The sequence below is a fragment of the Duganella aceris genome (genome assembly GCF_011090165.1).
In the GTDB taxonomy this organism is placed as follows: Bacteria; Pseudomonadota; Gammaproteobacteria; order Burkholderiales; family Burkholderiaceae_D; genus Rugamonas; species Rugamonas aceris.
Genome location: NZ_JAADJT010000015.1, coordinates 117,854 through 129,950, shown reverse-complemented (window position 1 = coordinate 129,950; position 12,097 = coordinate 117,854). Strand labels below are relative to the sequence as shown.

The 12,097-nt window shown below is 63.8% G+C and carries 17 protein-coding genes; 2 read left to right on the top strand and 15 right to left on the bottom strand.

Annotated elements, in window-relative coordinates; all coding sequences use genetic code 11:
* Complete coding sequence (locus GW587_RS27315; protein WP_166108059.1) at positions 1 to 762, bottom strand: ThuA domain-containing protein; 762 nt, start codon at positions 760 to 762, stop codon at positions 1 to 3.
* Between the two features lie 70 nt (positions 763 to 832).
* Between GW587_RS27315 and GW587_RS27310 the strand changes: the two genes are divergently transcribed.
* Positions 833 to 1,222, top strand: a complete 390-nt coding sequence (locus GW587_RS27310) for a YbaN family protein (RefSeq protein WP_166108058.1) — start codon at positions 833 to 835, stop codon at positions 1,220 to 1,222.
* Between the two features lie 128 nt (positions 1,223 to 1,350).
* A complete protein-coding gene (locus GW587_RS27305) occupies positions 1,351 to 1,809 on the top strand; it encodes a MarR family winged helix-turn-helix transcriptional regulator (RefSeq protein WP_166108080.1) in 459 nt (152 codons plus the stop codon).
* On the opposite strand, the gene GW587_RS27300 is transcribed toward GW587_RS27305, so the two are convergent.
* From GW587_RS27300 to GW587_RS27235, 14 genes are all read right to left on the bottom strand, one after another.
* A complete protein-coding gene (locus GW587_RS27300) occupies positions 1,774 to 2,037 on the bottom strand; it encodes a hypothetical protein (protein WP_166108057.1) in 264 nt (87 codons plus the stop codon). The genes GW587_RS27305 and GW587_RS27300 overlap by 36 nt on opposite strands.
* A 2-nt stretch (positions 2,038 to 2,039) precedes the next feature.
* Positions 2,040 to 2,354 carry a cupin domain-containing protein gene (locus GW587_RS27295; RefSeq protein ID WP_166108056.1) on the bottom strand — a complete coding sequence of 105 codons (315 nt, stop codon included), beginning with the start codon at positions 2,352 to 2,354 and terminating at the stop codon, positions 2,040 to 2,042.
* A 143-nt stretch (positions 2,355 to 2,497) separates the two neighbouring features.
* Positions 2,498 to 2,962, bottom strand: coding sequence for a MarR family winged helix-turn-helix transcriptional regulator (locus GW587_RS27290; protein WP_166108079.1), 465 nt, complete (start codon positions 2,960 to 2,962; stop codon positions 2,498 to 2,500).
* A 92-nt stretch (positions 2,963 to 3,054) separates the two neighbouring features.
* Entirely contained in the window at positions 3,055 to 3,813 is a 759-nt protein-coding gene (locus tag GW587_RS27285) for an SDR family oxidoreductase (RefSeq protein WP_166108055.1), read from the bottom strand.
* A 95-nt stretch (positions 3,814 to 3,908) separates the two neighbouring features.
* On the bottom strand, positions 3,909 to 4,847 hold the full coding sequence (locus GW587_RS27280) for a LysR family transcriptional regulator (protein ID WP_166108054.1): 939 nt from the start codon (positions 4,845 to 4,847) through the stop codon (positions 3,909 to 3,911).
* Positions 4,840 to 5,307, bottom strand: coding sequence for a YaiI/YqxD family protein (locus GW587_RS27275; RefSeq protein WP_166108053.1), 468 nt, complete (start codon positions 5,305 to 5,307; stop codon positions 4,840 to 4,842). Before GW587_RS27275 ends, GW587_RS27280 begins: the two co-directional genes overlap by 8 nt.
* Positions 5,307 to 6,365, bottom strand: coding sequence for a Holliday junction branch migration DNA helicase RuvB (ruvB, locus tag GW587_RS27270; protein ID WP_166108052.1), 1,059 nt, complete (start codon positions 6,363 to 6,365; stop codon positions 5,307 to 5,309). Before ruvB ends, GW587_RS27275 begins: the two co-directional genes overlap by 1 nt.
* A 10-nt stretch (positions 6,366 to 6,375) precedes the next feature.
* A complete protein-coding gene (ruvA, locus tag GW587_RS27265) occupies positions 6,376 to 6,954 on the bottom strand; it encodes a Holliday junction branch migration protein RuvA (RefSeq protein WP_070271126.1) in 579 nt (192 codons plus the stop codon).
* Positions 6,955 to 6,980: 26 nt separating this feature from the next.
* Complete coding sequence (gene ruvC / locus GW587_RS27260; RefSeq protein WP_166108051.1) at positions 6,981 to 7,538, bottom strand: crossover junction endodeoxyribonuclease RuvC; 558 nt, start codon at positions 7,536 to 7,538, stop codon at positions 6,981 to 6,983.
* A 69-nt stretch (positions 7,539 to 7,607) separates the two neighbouring features.
* Positions 7,608 to 9,194 carry a bifunctional phosphoribosylaminoimidazolecarboxamide formyltransferase/IMP cyclohydrolase gene (gene purH / locus GW587_RS27255; protein ID WP_166108050.1) on the bottom strand — a complete coding sequence of 529 codons (1,587 nt, stop codon included), beginning with the start codon at positions 9,192 to 9,194 and terminating at the stop codon, positions 7,608 to 7,610.
* Positions 9,195 to 9,284: 90 nt separating this feature from the next.
* Complete coding sequence (locus tag GW587_RS27250) at positions 9,285 to 9,518, bottom strand: helix-turn-helix domain-containing protein (protein WP_008445162.1); 234 nt, start codon at positions 9,516 to 9,518, stop codon at positions 9,285 to 9,287.
* 99 nt (positions 9,519 to 9,617) lie between these two features.
* The gene (gene dusB / locus GW587_RS27245; protein WP_166108049.1) at positions 9,618 to 10,643 is read right to left on the bottom strand and encodes a tRNA dihydrouridine synthase DusB; all 1,026 of its coding nucleotides are present in this window, start codon (positions 10,641 to 10,643) and stop codon (positions 9,618 to 9,620) included.
* A 146-nt stretch (positions 10,644 to 10,789) separates the two neighbouring features.
* Positions 10,790 to 11,440 carry a histidine phosphatase family protein gene (locus GW587_RS27240; protein ID WP_166108048.1) on the bottom strand — a complete coding sequence of 217 codons (651 nt, stop codon included), beginning with the start codon at positions 11,438 to 11,440 and terminating at the stop codon, positions 10,790 to 10,792.
* On the bottom strand, positions 11,437 to 12,096 hold the full coding sequence (locus GW587_RS27235; protein ID WP_166108047.1) for a YbhB/YbcL family Raf kinase inhibitor-like protein: 660 nt from the start codon (positions 12,094 to 12,096) through the stop codon (positions 11,437 to 11,439). The genes GW587_RS27240 and GW587_RS27235 overlap by 4 nt, the downstream gene beginning before the upstream one ends.
* Between the last annotated feature and the right edge of the window lies 1 nt (position 12,097).

Sequence of the window (12,097 nt, the reverse complement as noted above, 5' to 3'; positions counted from 1 at the left end):
CTAGGGCTTGACGCCCTTGCCGGTGGCGGTCCAGTAGATGCCGCCCATCAGGTGATTCAAGTAGGTCGGGTCGCGGTACATCTCCCCGTTGTGTCCCAGCGAGGTGATGAACACGCGGCCCTTTTCATAAGTGTGATACCAGGCGATCGGATGGTCCTTGCCCATGCCCTTGGACACCTGCCCCGGCCAGATCTTGGTCGGATCGTAGGTGCTTTCATCGACGTTCAGCACCGGATGGATCGCGATGTTGTACGGATTATCGAACACATACCACTCGTCGCTCCACAGCCAGCGCGACGGCAGCGCATAGGTCGCTGGAAAATTCTTGTCGACCACGTCGGCCACGCCGGTCTGCAGCATCGGATGGTTGCCGACGCGGCGCCCGATCAGCTTCTCGAACCACGGCCAGGTGTTGGGCGGAATGATCAGCGCGCGGTGCACCAGCATGGCGTTGCCGCCGTTGCGCATATAGTCCTCGAATTTCCTGCGGCGCGGCTCGCTCAACTCCTCGCCCGGCGTGTTCAGGAACATCACCGCCGCGTACTGGCTCAGGTCGCCGTCGAACACTTCCGGCTTGTTGGTGTAGACCAGCTCGAACGCGTGCAGCTTGGCCAGCTGCTCCAGGCTGTCGCGCGCGATCGGAATGTATTCGTAGTGATACTTGCCCGGCATCGCCAGCACCAGCAGCTTGTATTGGTTGTCGGCATGGGCGCCGGCGGCCATCGCCAGCCACGCCAATACGGTCAGCATGAGTTTTTTCATCGTCTCCTCCAGGTTAAGTTAGCGCTATCATTTTCTACATAGTCTACCCCAAGGTGATACGATTTGCTCAATGAAAATTGTCTTCAATCTGATCGGTTGCCTGGCGGTGGCGCTGGGTGTGCTCGGCATCTTCCTGCCCTTGCTGCCGACCACCCCCTTCCTGCTGCTGGCCTCCGCCTGTTTCGCGCGCGGCTCGACGCGCCTGCACCACTGGCTGCAAACCAACCGCGTGTTCGGCAAATACCTGCGCGACTACGAGAACGGCAAAGGCATCCCGCTGCGCGGCAAGGTCTGGGTGCTGATCTTCATGTGGTCATCGATGGGCTATTCGATCTGGCGCCTGCACCAGCGGCCGGCGCTGCAGATCCTGGTGGCGCTGATCGGCGCCGGCGTGACCATCTACCTGACCCGCTACGTCCCCACCATGCAAGCACGAAAGTCCAGCGACGCCGCCGAGTAGCCGCCACTCCCATGCAGCGGCACGACGCGAGGAAGCGCTTGACATATTGCCCGCTGTCCTGCAATATCGATATATCGCATGCGATGCAAGCGCATGCGATATCAATCCACGCCCTGAAGAATCTTCATATGACTAGCTATTCAAAACACCCTGCCAATAAGAATCCCGAGCTGACGGACTTCCTATGCTTCGCCATTTATTCCACCAACCTGACGTTCGCCAAGGCCTACAAGCCGGCGCTGGAACGACTGGGCCTGACCTACACGCAATACATCATTATCATCGCGCTGTGGGAAGACAGCCACCAAACCGTCACCAGCCTGGGAGGTAAAATCTTTCTGGAGTCGAATACGTTGACGCCGATTTTGAAAAAGCTGCAAAGCCTGGGGTATATCCATCGCGAGCGCGATACCGTCGATGAACGCCAGGTTCTGCTGAGCCTGACGGACGCGGGCCGCAAACTTCGCGCCAAGGCGTTCGGCGCCGGCGTTTCGGCCGCGTGCGGACTGACCGCGACCGAGTTTGCCGACACCAGAGAATCGCTGATCCGATTACGCGCCAATCTGATGCGCGCCGTCAAGTCGTGAACCGTCGACTTCAATTAGCTGATCCAGCCGCAGCAGTTCTCCCGAATCGAGCGCCAGATACTCGACGCCCCCTCGGGCGAACACATCCTTGATGATCGCCTCACGCTGCAGCACGACGCCCTGATCCACGTAGCGCACCGCCGCCGGCCGGCGCAAGGTCGCGAGATCTTCCAGCCTATCGTGGAATTCGCAGCTGATCGGAACATAGGGGGGATGGATGATGTTCATGTTCACTCCTTGATGATGGCGCCGCCTTCGTGGGCCAGAAAGAATACCGAGTCCTCCAGCGCTTCCGCGTCGTGCTCCTCGCCGTGGCCGATCGTCATGTAGTCGCCCTCCGCCAGCACCAGTTCGCCGAAACGGATACGGCCCTTGACCACCAGAATCTGCTCCGGGCCTTCGTGATCGTGGCGCGGGAAGCGCGCGCCCGCTTTGAACTCGATAAAGTCCGCGCCGCTGCCGTTTTCACCCCAAACGCTTGCCGCTCGGATGCCCGGGAAGCCGGTCTCGACAAATTGACGGGCTGCTTTCGTTACGTGAATCATGCTAAACCTTCTTCAAATATGGATGACTACTCAATTTAAACGCTGCCGTTGAAATCTTATGCGATTACAGCGCATACGATTTGTTTATGATCGGATACCGGCGCCTGGCTGTCAAGGCTTCAAATTGCGTCCATTTGTAACAGCTATGCGGCAACCGCGTTGACGAGGCTGTCGCGCACCTTCACCACCGCCAGACGGGTGGCGTTGAATCCATCGTGGGACAAGCCGCAGGCGTCGACCAGCGGAGCGCTCAACGCGATCGCCTGCTCGCGCAACAACCGTCCCTCGGGCGTCAAGCTCAGGCGGACATGCCGTTCGTTCGCCGCATCGCGTTCGCGTCGCACCAAGCCCATCGCCTGCAGTTTCTTCAGCAGCGGCGTCAACGTATTCGATTCCAGGAACAGCGTCTCCCCCAGCTCGGACACGGTTTGGCCATCCCGCTCCCACAGGGCGACGACGGCGATGTACTGCGTATATGTCACCCCCAACTGCGCCAGCATGGGCTTGTAGGCTTTGCCGAATGTCAGGTTGGCCGAGTACATGGCGAAGCACAGAAATTCGGCAAGCCGGGGGGCTGTCTTCGGTTCAGGTTCAGATGTCCGGGTCATGATGAAGGCTGGAATGGAGAGATGCCAGCCATTATACATGACGGATACGATTAAATCGCATCAGTGCAAAAACACACCGATGCGATCCCGGGCTACGACGCCTGATTGGTCGGCATCACTACCACTTGTTGCAGGTTGACGTGCTTCGGCTGCTCGGCCAGGAAGCCGACCACCTCCGCCACGTTCTCGGGCTGCAGGAAGGTGATGGTCTCTCTGGCGCCGGCCAGCCAGTTCAGCGCGCCCGGGAAGGTGAAGTGGCCCTGCAGCTCCGTGTCGGTACAGCCGGGCTCGACGACCGAGACGCGGATGTTCTTCGGTCCCAGCTCGGCGCGCAGGTGGCGCGACAGATGGCTGACGTAGGCCTTGCTGGCGCTGTAGACCGCGAAGTATGGGTAGATATTCTGCGCCGCGATCGACGAGGTGTTGATCAGGTCGACGGTGGCGCCGGCGGCGGCGGCCTTGGTCAGCTGCGGCACGAAGGCCGAGATCACGCGCATCGCGCCGGTGACGTTGAGGTCGATTTGGTGCTGCCACTGGGCGATGTCGCGCTCTTCGATCGCGCCCGGCAGCATCACGCCGGCGTTGTTGAACACCAGGTCGGCCGGGCCCCAGGTCTGTTCGACCGTCGCGGCGGCGGCGTCGACCGACGCCTGGTCGGTGACGTCGACCGGCAGCGCCAGCGCGGTGCCGCCGGCGGCGGTGATCTCGGCCGCCAGTTTCTCCAGAATGTCGGCGCGGCGCGCCAGCACGGCGACCTTGGCGCCGCGCGACGCCAGCAGTTTCGCGGTGGCGTAGCCGATGCCGCTGGAAGCGCCGGTGATCACGGCGATACGGGTGTTGAGTTGGTTCATGGTGGTTCTCCTCAGGTGGGTTAGTGAGAAGAACTATAGGCCCGCGAGCACAACCAGAGTAGTCGTACCGCCCCGTTACAGTCGCAACTAAAAGTTTATACCGCCAGCGCGCGCAACTCCTGGCGCGACAGGCAAAACGTCGCGCTGTCGCGCAACCGCTCGACGCTGAAATCGATGAAGCGCCGCAACCTGCCCGGCATGTCGCCGCGCTGCGCGTAGTACAGGTGGAGGCCCATGCGCTCGCTGACGTGCTCCACCAGCAGCGGCACCAGGCGGCCGTCGCGCAGCGCAGCGGCGCCGTTGATGCTGTCGATCTGGCCGATGCCCATGCCGGCCATCACCGCGTGCATCTCGGTGTCGGGATCGGTGCTCAGCAAAATAGGCTGGACGTGATGGAACACGATGTCGCCGCCGATGTCGAACTCCCACGCCATGGCGCGGCCGGTGCCGGGCTGGCGATAGCCGGTGCAGCGGTGCACGGCCAGCTCCTCCAGCGTGCGCGGCACGCCGTGCTGCTTCAGATACGCCGGCGCCGCGCACACCACCTGCTGCACCGTGAACAGGCGGCGGCTGACCACCTGCGCATCGGGCGCGTTGCCGCCACGGAAACCGACGTCGATGCGGTCGCTGACCAGATCGCTGAAGCCATCCTCCAGCAGCAAGTCCACCTGGATCCGCGGATAGCGGCGCTGGAACTCGGCCAGCAGCGGCACCAGCATCTTGGTGCCCATCGAGGCCGAGGCGGCGATGCGCACCACGCCCTCGTCCTCGCGTGCGGCGTCGCGGGCGCGGGCCAGCGCGCCGACCACGCCGTCCATGCTGGGCTTGATCGACTCCAGCAGGCGCTGGCCCTCCTCGGTCAGCGAGCTGTTGCGCGTGGTACGGTGGAACAGGCGCACACCGAGGTGCTGTTCGAACTGGCGGATGGTCTTGCTGACCGCCTGCGGCGTGGTGCCCTGCGCTTCCGCGACCTTGTTAAAGCTGCCCAGTTCGGCGGCCCGGATGAAGGTCGAGATCGCGCGCAGCTCATCCACGGCCGGCGGCCTCGCGCTGGATCTTGCTGATGTGGCGGTCCAGGCTGTTGGCGAAGGCCTGGCGGTCGGACTGGCTGAAGGCGGCCGGGCCGCCGGTGTCGACGCCGCTGCCGCGCAGCTCGTCCATGAAGGCGCGCATGGTCAGCATCTGCGCGATGTTGTCGTTGGTGTAGAACTCGCCGCGCGGGTTGAGCGCGTAGCCGCCCTTCTTCAGCACGTCGGACGCCAGCGGGATGTCGCCGGTGACCACCAGGTCGCCCGGCGCCAGCAGGCGCACGATTTCCTGGTCGGCCACGTCGGCGCCGGACGGCACCTGCACCGAACGCACGAAGCGCGATGGCGGCACCCGCAGCAGCTGGTTCGCCACCAAGGTCACCTGCATCTGCGTGCGCTCGGCGACGCGGTACAGGATCTCCTTGACCACGGCGGGACAGGCGTCGGCGTCGACCCAGATCTGCATCACAGGTCCGACCACAGCTCGCCGTTGGGGCTGATGCGCGGCGCGGCGACGCCGAAGTGCTTGTACGCGGCCGGCGTGGCGACCCGGCCGCGCGGCGTGCGCTGCAGGAAGCCTTGCTGGATCAGATACGGTTCCAGCACGTCCTCGATGGTGTCGGCCGCCTCGCCGATCGCCGCCGCCAGGTTGCCGATGCCGACCGGGCCGCCGCCGAACTTGAACAGCACCGCCTCCAGCAGCTTGCGGTCCATCACGTCGAAGCCGACCGTGTCGACGTCGAGCATGACCAGCGCCGCGTCGGCGGTGGCCTTGGTGATATCGCCGTTGCTTTTGACTTCGGCGTAGTCGCGCACGCGGCGCAACAAGCGGTTGGCGATACGCGGCGTGCCGCGCGCGCGGCGGGCGATCTCGACCGCGCCGTCCGGCGCGATGTTGGCCTTCAGCAGCGCGGCGCTGCGGGTGACGATCTGGGTCAGTTCCTCGGTGTTGTAGAACTCCAGCCGGGCGACAATGCCGAAGCGGTCGCGCAGCGGATTGGTCAGCATGCCGGCGCGGGTGGTGGCGCCGACCAGCGTGAACGGCTGCAGGTCCAGCTTGACCGAACGCGCCGCCGGGCCTTCGCCGATCATGATGTCGATCTGGTAGTCCTCCAGCGCCGGGTACAGGATCTCCTCGACCACCGGCGACAGGCGGTGGATCTCGTCGATGAACAGCACGTCGTTGGCTTCCAGGTTGGTCAGGATCGCGGCCAGGTCGCCAGGGCGTTCCAGCACCGGGCCGGAAGTCTGGCGCAGGTTGACGCCCATCTCGCGCGCGATGATGTTGGCCAGCGTGGTCTTGCCCAAGCCCGGCGGGCCGAACAGCAAGGTATGGTCGAGCGCCTCCTTGCGATTGCGCGCGGCGGCGATGAAGATTTCCAGCTGGTCGCGGATCTTGGACTGGCCGACATATTCATCGAGATGCTTGGGGCGCAACGCGCGCTCGATCGCCTCTTCATTCGGCGATGACGGCGCCGCGTCGATGATGCGCTGTTCGGTGAAGCTGTCGGTCTGGATGCTCATGTTGTTTCAATTAACCTTTGGAGAGCGCTTTCAGCGCTTGCTTGATGCCGTCCGAGACGCCGCTGCCGGCGGGAACGGTCTTCAGCGCCAGCAGGGCTTCCTTGTCGGAATAGCCCAGCGCCAGCAGCGCGTTCAGGATATCAGATTGCGAGTCCGGCACGGCGTGCGCGCCGCCGGCGCCGATGTCCGCGCCCAGCTTGCCCTTGAGTTCCAGCAGCAAGCGCTCGGCGGTCTTCTTGCCGATGCCCGGCACTTTCACCAGCCGGCCCGACTCCTGCAAGGTCACCGCCTGCGCCAGGTCGGCGATCGACATGCCCGACAGGATCGACAACGCGGTGCGCGCGCCGACGCCGGTGATCTTGATCAGCTGGCGAAACACCGCGCGCTCCTCGGCGTTGCCGAAGCCGAACAGCAGATGCGCGTCCTCGCGGATCGCCTGATGCGTGAACAGCACCACTTTTTCGCCCACGCCGGGCAGGTTGTAGAAGGTGCTCATCGGCACATCGACTTCGTAGCCGACGCCACCGCAGTCCACCAACAGTTGCGGCGGATTTTTTTCAAGCAAAATACCGGAGAGACGACCGATCATCGTGTGGAGCCTTAAAAGAGGAAGTTTTAACCGACCAGGCGGCCGCGTTTCATGCGCATGCCGGCCAGCGGCCCGCCGCCGGTGCCGGTGTTGACGCCGGCGCCGGCGATCAGCATCAGCGTCTCGCGGCTGTGGGCGTGGCAGATGGCGATGCCGAGCGCGTCGGCGGCGTCGCTGCCCGGCAGGCCCGGCAACGACAGGAGGCGCGCCACCATGTCCTGCACCTGCGCCTTGACCGCGCGCCCGGTGCCGACCACCGCCTGCTTGACCTGGGTCGGCGAGTATTCGGCCACGCTCAGCTCGGCCGACACCAGCGCGCAGATCGCCGCGCCGCGCGCCTGGCCCAGCAGCAGGGTCGATTGCGGATTGACGTTGACGAACACCTGTTCGATCGCCGCGCACTCGGGCTGGTAGATGCGCGCCACTTCGGCCACGCCGTCCAGGATCACCTTGAGCCGCGCCGGCAGACTGCCCTCGCCGCTCTTGATGGTGCCCGAGGCGATATAGCGCAGCTTGGCGCCCTGCTTGTGGATCACGCCAAAACCGGTCGTGCGCAAGCCGGGGTCGATACCGAGAATTATCATTAAAGGATTGTATGCAGTAAAGAAAAAGCCCGCAAGCTTGCGGGCTTCTTAAACGGTGTCGGCCGTTGATTAATGACGGAAGTGGCGCGTGCCGGTGTACAGCATCACGACGCCGCGCTCGTCCGCCGCGTCGATCACTTCCTGGTCGCGCATCGAACCGCCCGGATGGATCACGCAGGTCGCGCCCGCGTCGACCACGACATCGAGGCCATCGCGGAACGGGAAGAACGCATCCGACGCCACCACCGAACCAGCCAGCGACAAGCCGGCGTTCTGCGCCTTGATCGACGCGATGCGCGCCGAATCGATGCGGCTCATCTGGCCCGCGCCGACGCCCAGCGTCATGTTATTGCCGCAGAAAACGATCGCATTGGACTTGACATACTTGGCCACGCGCCAGGCGAACATCATGTCCTGCAACTGCTGCGGCGTAGGCTGCAACTTGCTGACCACCTTCAGGTCGCCGACCAGCACATTTTTGGAGTCGGCCGACTGCACCAGCAAACCGCCGCCGACGCGCTTGAAGTCCATCGCGTTGACGCCGTTGCCCAGCGGGATTTCCAGCAAGCGCACATTCTGCTTGGCCGACAGGATCTGCTTGGCTTCCGCCGAGAACGACGGCGCGATCAGCACCTCGACGAACAGCTTGGCCAGCTCGGTCGCGGCGACGCCGTCCACTTCCACGTTGAAGGCGATGATGCCGCCGAACGCCGAAGTCGGATCGGTCTGCAGCGCGCGCTTGTACGCGTCGGCCGCATCGGCGCCCAGCGCCACGCCGCACGGATTGGCGTGCTTGACGATGACGCAGGCCGCGCTCTGGTCGAAGCCGCCCATGCTCTTCACGCATTCCCACGCCGCATCGGCATCGGCGATGTTGTTGAACGACAGTTCCTTGCCCTGCAACTGCTTGTAGTTGGCCAGCGCGCCTTCGGTCTTGACCACGTCGCGGTAGAACGCCGCCGACTGGTGCGGATTCTCGCCGTAGCGCATGTCCTGCACTTTTTCAAACGCCACGTTCAGCGTCTTCGGATAGGCGTTGCGGCTGGCGTGCGCGCGGTCCGCGCCCAGGCTGGTCAGATAGTTGGCGATGGCGCCGTCGTACTGCGCGGTGTGCGCGTAGACCTTGGTGGCCAGCGTGAAACGGGTGTCGTAGCTGACATAGCCGGGCGCGTTGTCGGTGGTCTTCATTTCCGCCAGCACCACGCCGTAGTCGGACGGATCGCAGATGACGATCACGTCCTTGTGGTTCTTGGCCGCCGAACGCAGCATGGCCGGACCGCCGATGTCGATGTTCTCGATCGCGTCGTCCAGCGTGCAATCGTCCTTGGCGACGGTGGCCTGGAACGGATACAGATTGACCACCACCATGTCGATGGTCGGGATCGCATGCTCTTCCAGCTTGGCCACGTGCTCGGGGAAATCGCGGCGGGCCAGGATGCCGCCGTGGACTTTCGGATGCAGCGTCTTGACGCGGCCATCGAGCATCTCCGGGAAACCGGTGTAGTCGGCGACTTCGGTCACGGCCACGCCGTTGTCGGCCAGCAGTTTGGCGGTGCCGCCGGTCGACAGGATGTTGACGCCCATGGCGGACAGCGCGCGGGCGAAGTCCAGCACACCGGTTTTGTCGGAGACGGAGATGAGAGCTTGTTTAATCATGGCGATGAAGGCTAGGTGGTTGAATATTCTTTACTTCAGGCCGGCCACGACGGCCGTTCCCAGCCATTCATGCCGGATCGACGGATGCTGTTACAGCAGGCCGTGCTCTTGCAGCTTCTTGCGCAAGGTGTTGCGGTTGATGCCGAGCATCTGCGCGGCGTGCGACTGGTTACCATCGGCGCGCGTCATGACCACTTCCAGGATCGGTTTTTCAACGGTCAGCACGACCATGTCGTAGATGTTCGATGCCTGCTGCTCGCCCAGATCGTTGAAGTAATCTTCAAGGCTCTTCTGGACCACTTCCTGGATACTTTCTTTGCTCATTTTATTGTCGTTCGGCTAATTAATCTGTTGACGCTGGCAAATCGCCCGGACTTGTGGCCTGGACGCCTACCCTTCTGATTTGACTTTTTTTAGTACTCTCTACGCCGCCTCTGCGGCCTGCATTTCTTCAGCGAGGCGGTATTGTAACCGCTCGCCAAAACTCCACTGCGATTCGAAGAACTGGTCGACGGCGGCCAGTTGCGCGTCGGTGGACTCCAACAGGTTCATTTTCTGGCGGAACGCCTCGCCGCCTTGGAGGTCGCGCACATACCAGCCGATATGCTTGCGCGCCGTACGCACGCCAAGGAAGTCGCCATAGAAGGCGTAATGCGCGCGCAGGTGCTCGTCCATCAGGCCGCGCACCTCGTCCACGTACGGCGCCGGCAGATGGGCGCCGGTGCGCAGGTAATGATCGATCTCGCGGAAGATCCACGGCCGGCCCTGCGCCGCGCGGCCGACCATCACCGCGTCGGCGCCGGTGTAGTCCAGCACGAACTTCGCCTTTTCCGGCGACGTGATGTCGCCGTTGGCCACCACCGGAATCCCGACCGAGCGCTTGACCGCTTTGATCATGTCGTACTCGGCGTCGCCCTTGTAACCATCGGCGCGGGTGCGGCCGTGCAGGGTCAGCATGGCGATGCCGGCGTCCTCGGCGATGCGCGCGATGTTCAGCGCGTTCTTGTGGGAGCGGTCCCAGCCGGTGCGGAACTTCAGGGTCACCGGCACATCGACCGCGCCGACCACGGCGTCGAGGATTTGCCTGACCAGCGCCTCGTCCTGCAACAAGGCCGAGCCGCACCAGGCGTTGCAGACTTTCTTGACCGGGCAGCCCATATTGATATCGATGATCTGCGCGCCGCGCTCGACGTTGAAGCGGGCGCAATCGGCCAGGTCCCGCGGATCGGCGCCGGCGATCTGCACCGCCTTCGGCTCCATCTCGCCGGTGTGGTCGGTGCGGCGCGAACTCTTTTCGGTCGCCCACAGGCGCGGATTCGACGCCGCCATCTCGGACACCGCATAGCCCGCGCCCAGCTCTTTGCACAGCTGACGGAAAGGCCGATCCGTGACGCCCGCCATCGGAGCGACGAAAACGTTGTTGCGCAGTAAGTGAGGGCCGATTTGCACTGGCGATACCTGATTGGGGAGAAGGAACCTTCTATTTTAACCGAAGGGCTGCTCAAATAATAAGCACTATTTTTTATGAATTCGGCAAATGTGCAGCATTGCCGTTATGAGCCGATGTTTCCGTGCATAAACAATAAGCACGAACGTCAGATAATGTCGTCCAGCACCGCCAGGCTCAGGTGATCGACTTCGCCCCAGCTGTCGAGCGCCAGTTTGCCGTCGGACCAGGTGAAGCGGTTGATGCTGGCGTTCTTGACCTGAAAGTCGCGCGGGCTGTCGAGCGACATGCCGACCGCCGCCCGGTAGGCGCACTCGAGCACGCCGCCGTGGGCGACGATGGCGAGGGTCTTGCCCGGATGGCGCCCGGCCCAGTCGGCGATGCCGGCCATCGCGCGCGCATAGAATTGGCGGAAACTTTCCGCCACCCGCTCGCCCGGCGGCATCACCGCGTCGATATCGCGCGCCTGCCACAACACGTAGTCGGTCGGATAGTCGCGTTCGATCTCGGTGTACAGCATGCCCTCGAACACGCCGTAGCAGCGTTCGCGCAGCTGGGCGTCGGTCTGCACCGGGGCGCCGTCGTGCTGGCCGGCCACCGCCTGCGCGGTCTGCATCGCGCGCTGCAGGTCGCTGGCGACGATGACGTCGATCCGCTCGGCGGCCAGCGCCTGCGCCAGCGCGTTGGCCTGGCGTTCGCCCTCGTCATTCAGCGGGATGTCGATGTGGCCCTGCAGGCGGCGCACGGCGTTCCAGGCCGTCTCGCCGTGGCGGATCAGCAATATAGTGGTGTTGTTCATGCAATCTTGTCTTGGGATCGGCTGCTCATGGCCGCGTACAGGGTGTAGCTGCCGATCAATTGTGCTTCATCGATGATATGGCCGTGGATCGCGTTGAGCACATCGGCGCAGGTGAAGCGCCCCGCCAGCTCCAGGCGCGGCACATCCAGCGCGTAGAGACGGAAAATATAATGGTGCACGCGCTCGTCGTTCCACGGCGGACAGGGGCCATCATACCCGTAATAGTCGCCGGCCATCGCCGGGTCGCCGGCGAACCAGCCGTGGTAATCGTTGACGCCCTGGCGCAGCGGCACGCCGTCCAGCGTCGCCGCCGGGCCGGGCTTGCCGCCCGCGCTGACGCCTTGCGACAATGCGCCTTCGGCGATGACTTGCATCGTCAGCGGAATATCGATCAGGCTCCAATGGAAGAAGTCGCCGCGCGGCAGGCTCATGGGCAGCGAGCGATCGGCGCGGTTGACCTGGCTGGCGTCGGTCGGCGCGTCGCCGTCGATACACAGCAGCACCAGCGACTCGGTGCCGACCGGCACCTCGCTCCACGACAGCTGGGGATTGCGGTTTTCCGCATGTTGAACGCCGAAGCCCGCATCCAGCTCGGCAAAAGCGCACTTGGCCGGGATGGCGCCACCGTCACGAAAACTGTCGCTGGAGAGTTTCATG

What these genes read in the sequence shown, in the direction of transcription:
- ruvC (WP_166108051.1), bottom strand. Translation starts at nt 7,538, where the DNA reads ATGATAATTCTCGGTATCGACCCCGGCTTGCGCACGACCGGTTTTGGC.
- GW587_RS27235 (WP_166108047.1), bottom strand. Translation starts at nt 12,096, where the DNA reads ATGAAACTCTCCAGCGACAGTTTTCGTGACGGTGGCGCCATCCCGGCC.
- ruvB (WP_166108052.1), bottom strand. Translation starts at nt 6,365, where the DNA reads ATGAGCATCCAGACCGACAGCTTCACCGAACAGCGCATCATCGACGCG.
- GW587_RS27250 (WP_008445162.1), bottom strand. Translation starts at nt 9,518, where the DNA reads ATGAGCAAAGAAAGTATCCAGGAAGTGGTCCAGAAGAGCCTTGAAGAT.
- ruvA (WP_070271126.1), bottom strand. Translation starts at nt 6,954, where the DNA reads ATGATCGGTCGTCTCTCCGGTATTTTGCTTGAAAAAAATCCGCCGCAA.
- GW587_RS27285 (WP_166108055.1), bottom strand. Translation starts at nt 3,813, where the DNA reads ATGAACCAACTCAACACCCGTATCGCCGTGATCACCGGCGCTTCCAGC.
- GW587_RS27275 (WP_166108053.1), bottom strand. Translation starts at nt 5,307, where the DNA reads ATGCAGATCTGGGTCGACGCCGACGCCTGTCCCGCCGTGGTCAAGGAG.
- GW587_RS27315 (WP_166108059.1), bottom strand. Translation starts at nt 762, where the DNA reads ATGAAAAAACTCATGCTGACCGTATTGGCGTGGCTGGCGATGGCCGCC.
- purH (WP_166108050.1), bottom strand. Translation starts at nt 9,194, where the DNA reads ATGATTAAACAAGCTCTCATCTCCGTCTCCGACAAAACCGGTGTGCTG.
- GW587_RS27300 (WP_166108057.1), bottom strand. Translation starts at nt 2,037, where the DNA reads ATGAACATCATCCATCCCCCCTATGTTCCGATCAGCTGCGAATTCCAC.
- GW587_RS27305 (WP_166108080.1), top strand. Translation starts at nt 1,351, where the DNA reads ATGACTAGCTATTCAAAACACCCTGCCAATAAGAATCCCGAGCTGACG.
- GW587_RS27295 (WP_166108056.1), bottom strand. Translation starts at nt 2,354, where the DNA reads ATGATTCACGTAACGAAAGCAGCCCGTCAATTTGTCGAGACCGGCTTC.
- GW587_RS27310 (WP_166108058.1), top strand. Translation starts at nt 833, where the DNA reads ATGAAAATTGTCTTCAATCTGATCGGTTGCCTGGCGGTGGCGCTGGGT.
- GW587_RS27290 (WP_166108079.1), bottom strand. Translation starts at nt 2,962, where the DNA reads ATGACCCGGACATCTGAACCTGAACCGAAGACAGCCCCCCGGCTTGCC.
- GW587_RS27240 (WP_166108048.1), bottom strand. Translation starts at nt 11,440, where the DNA reads ATGAACAACACCACTATATTGCTGATCCGCCACGGCGAGACGGCCTGG.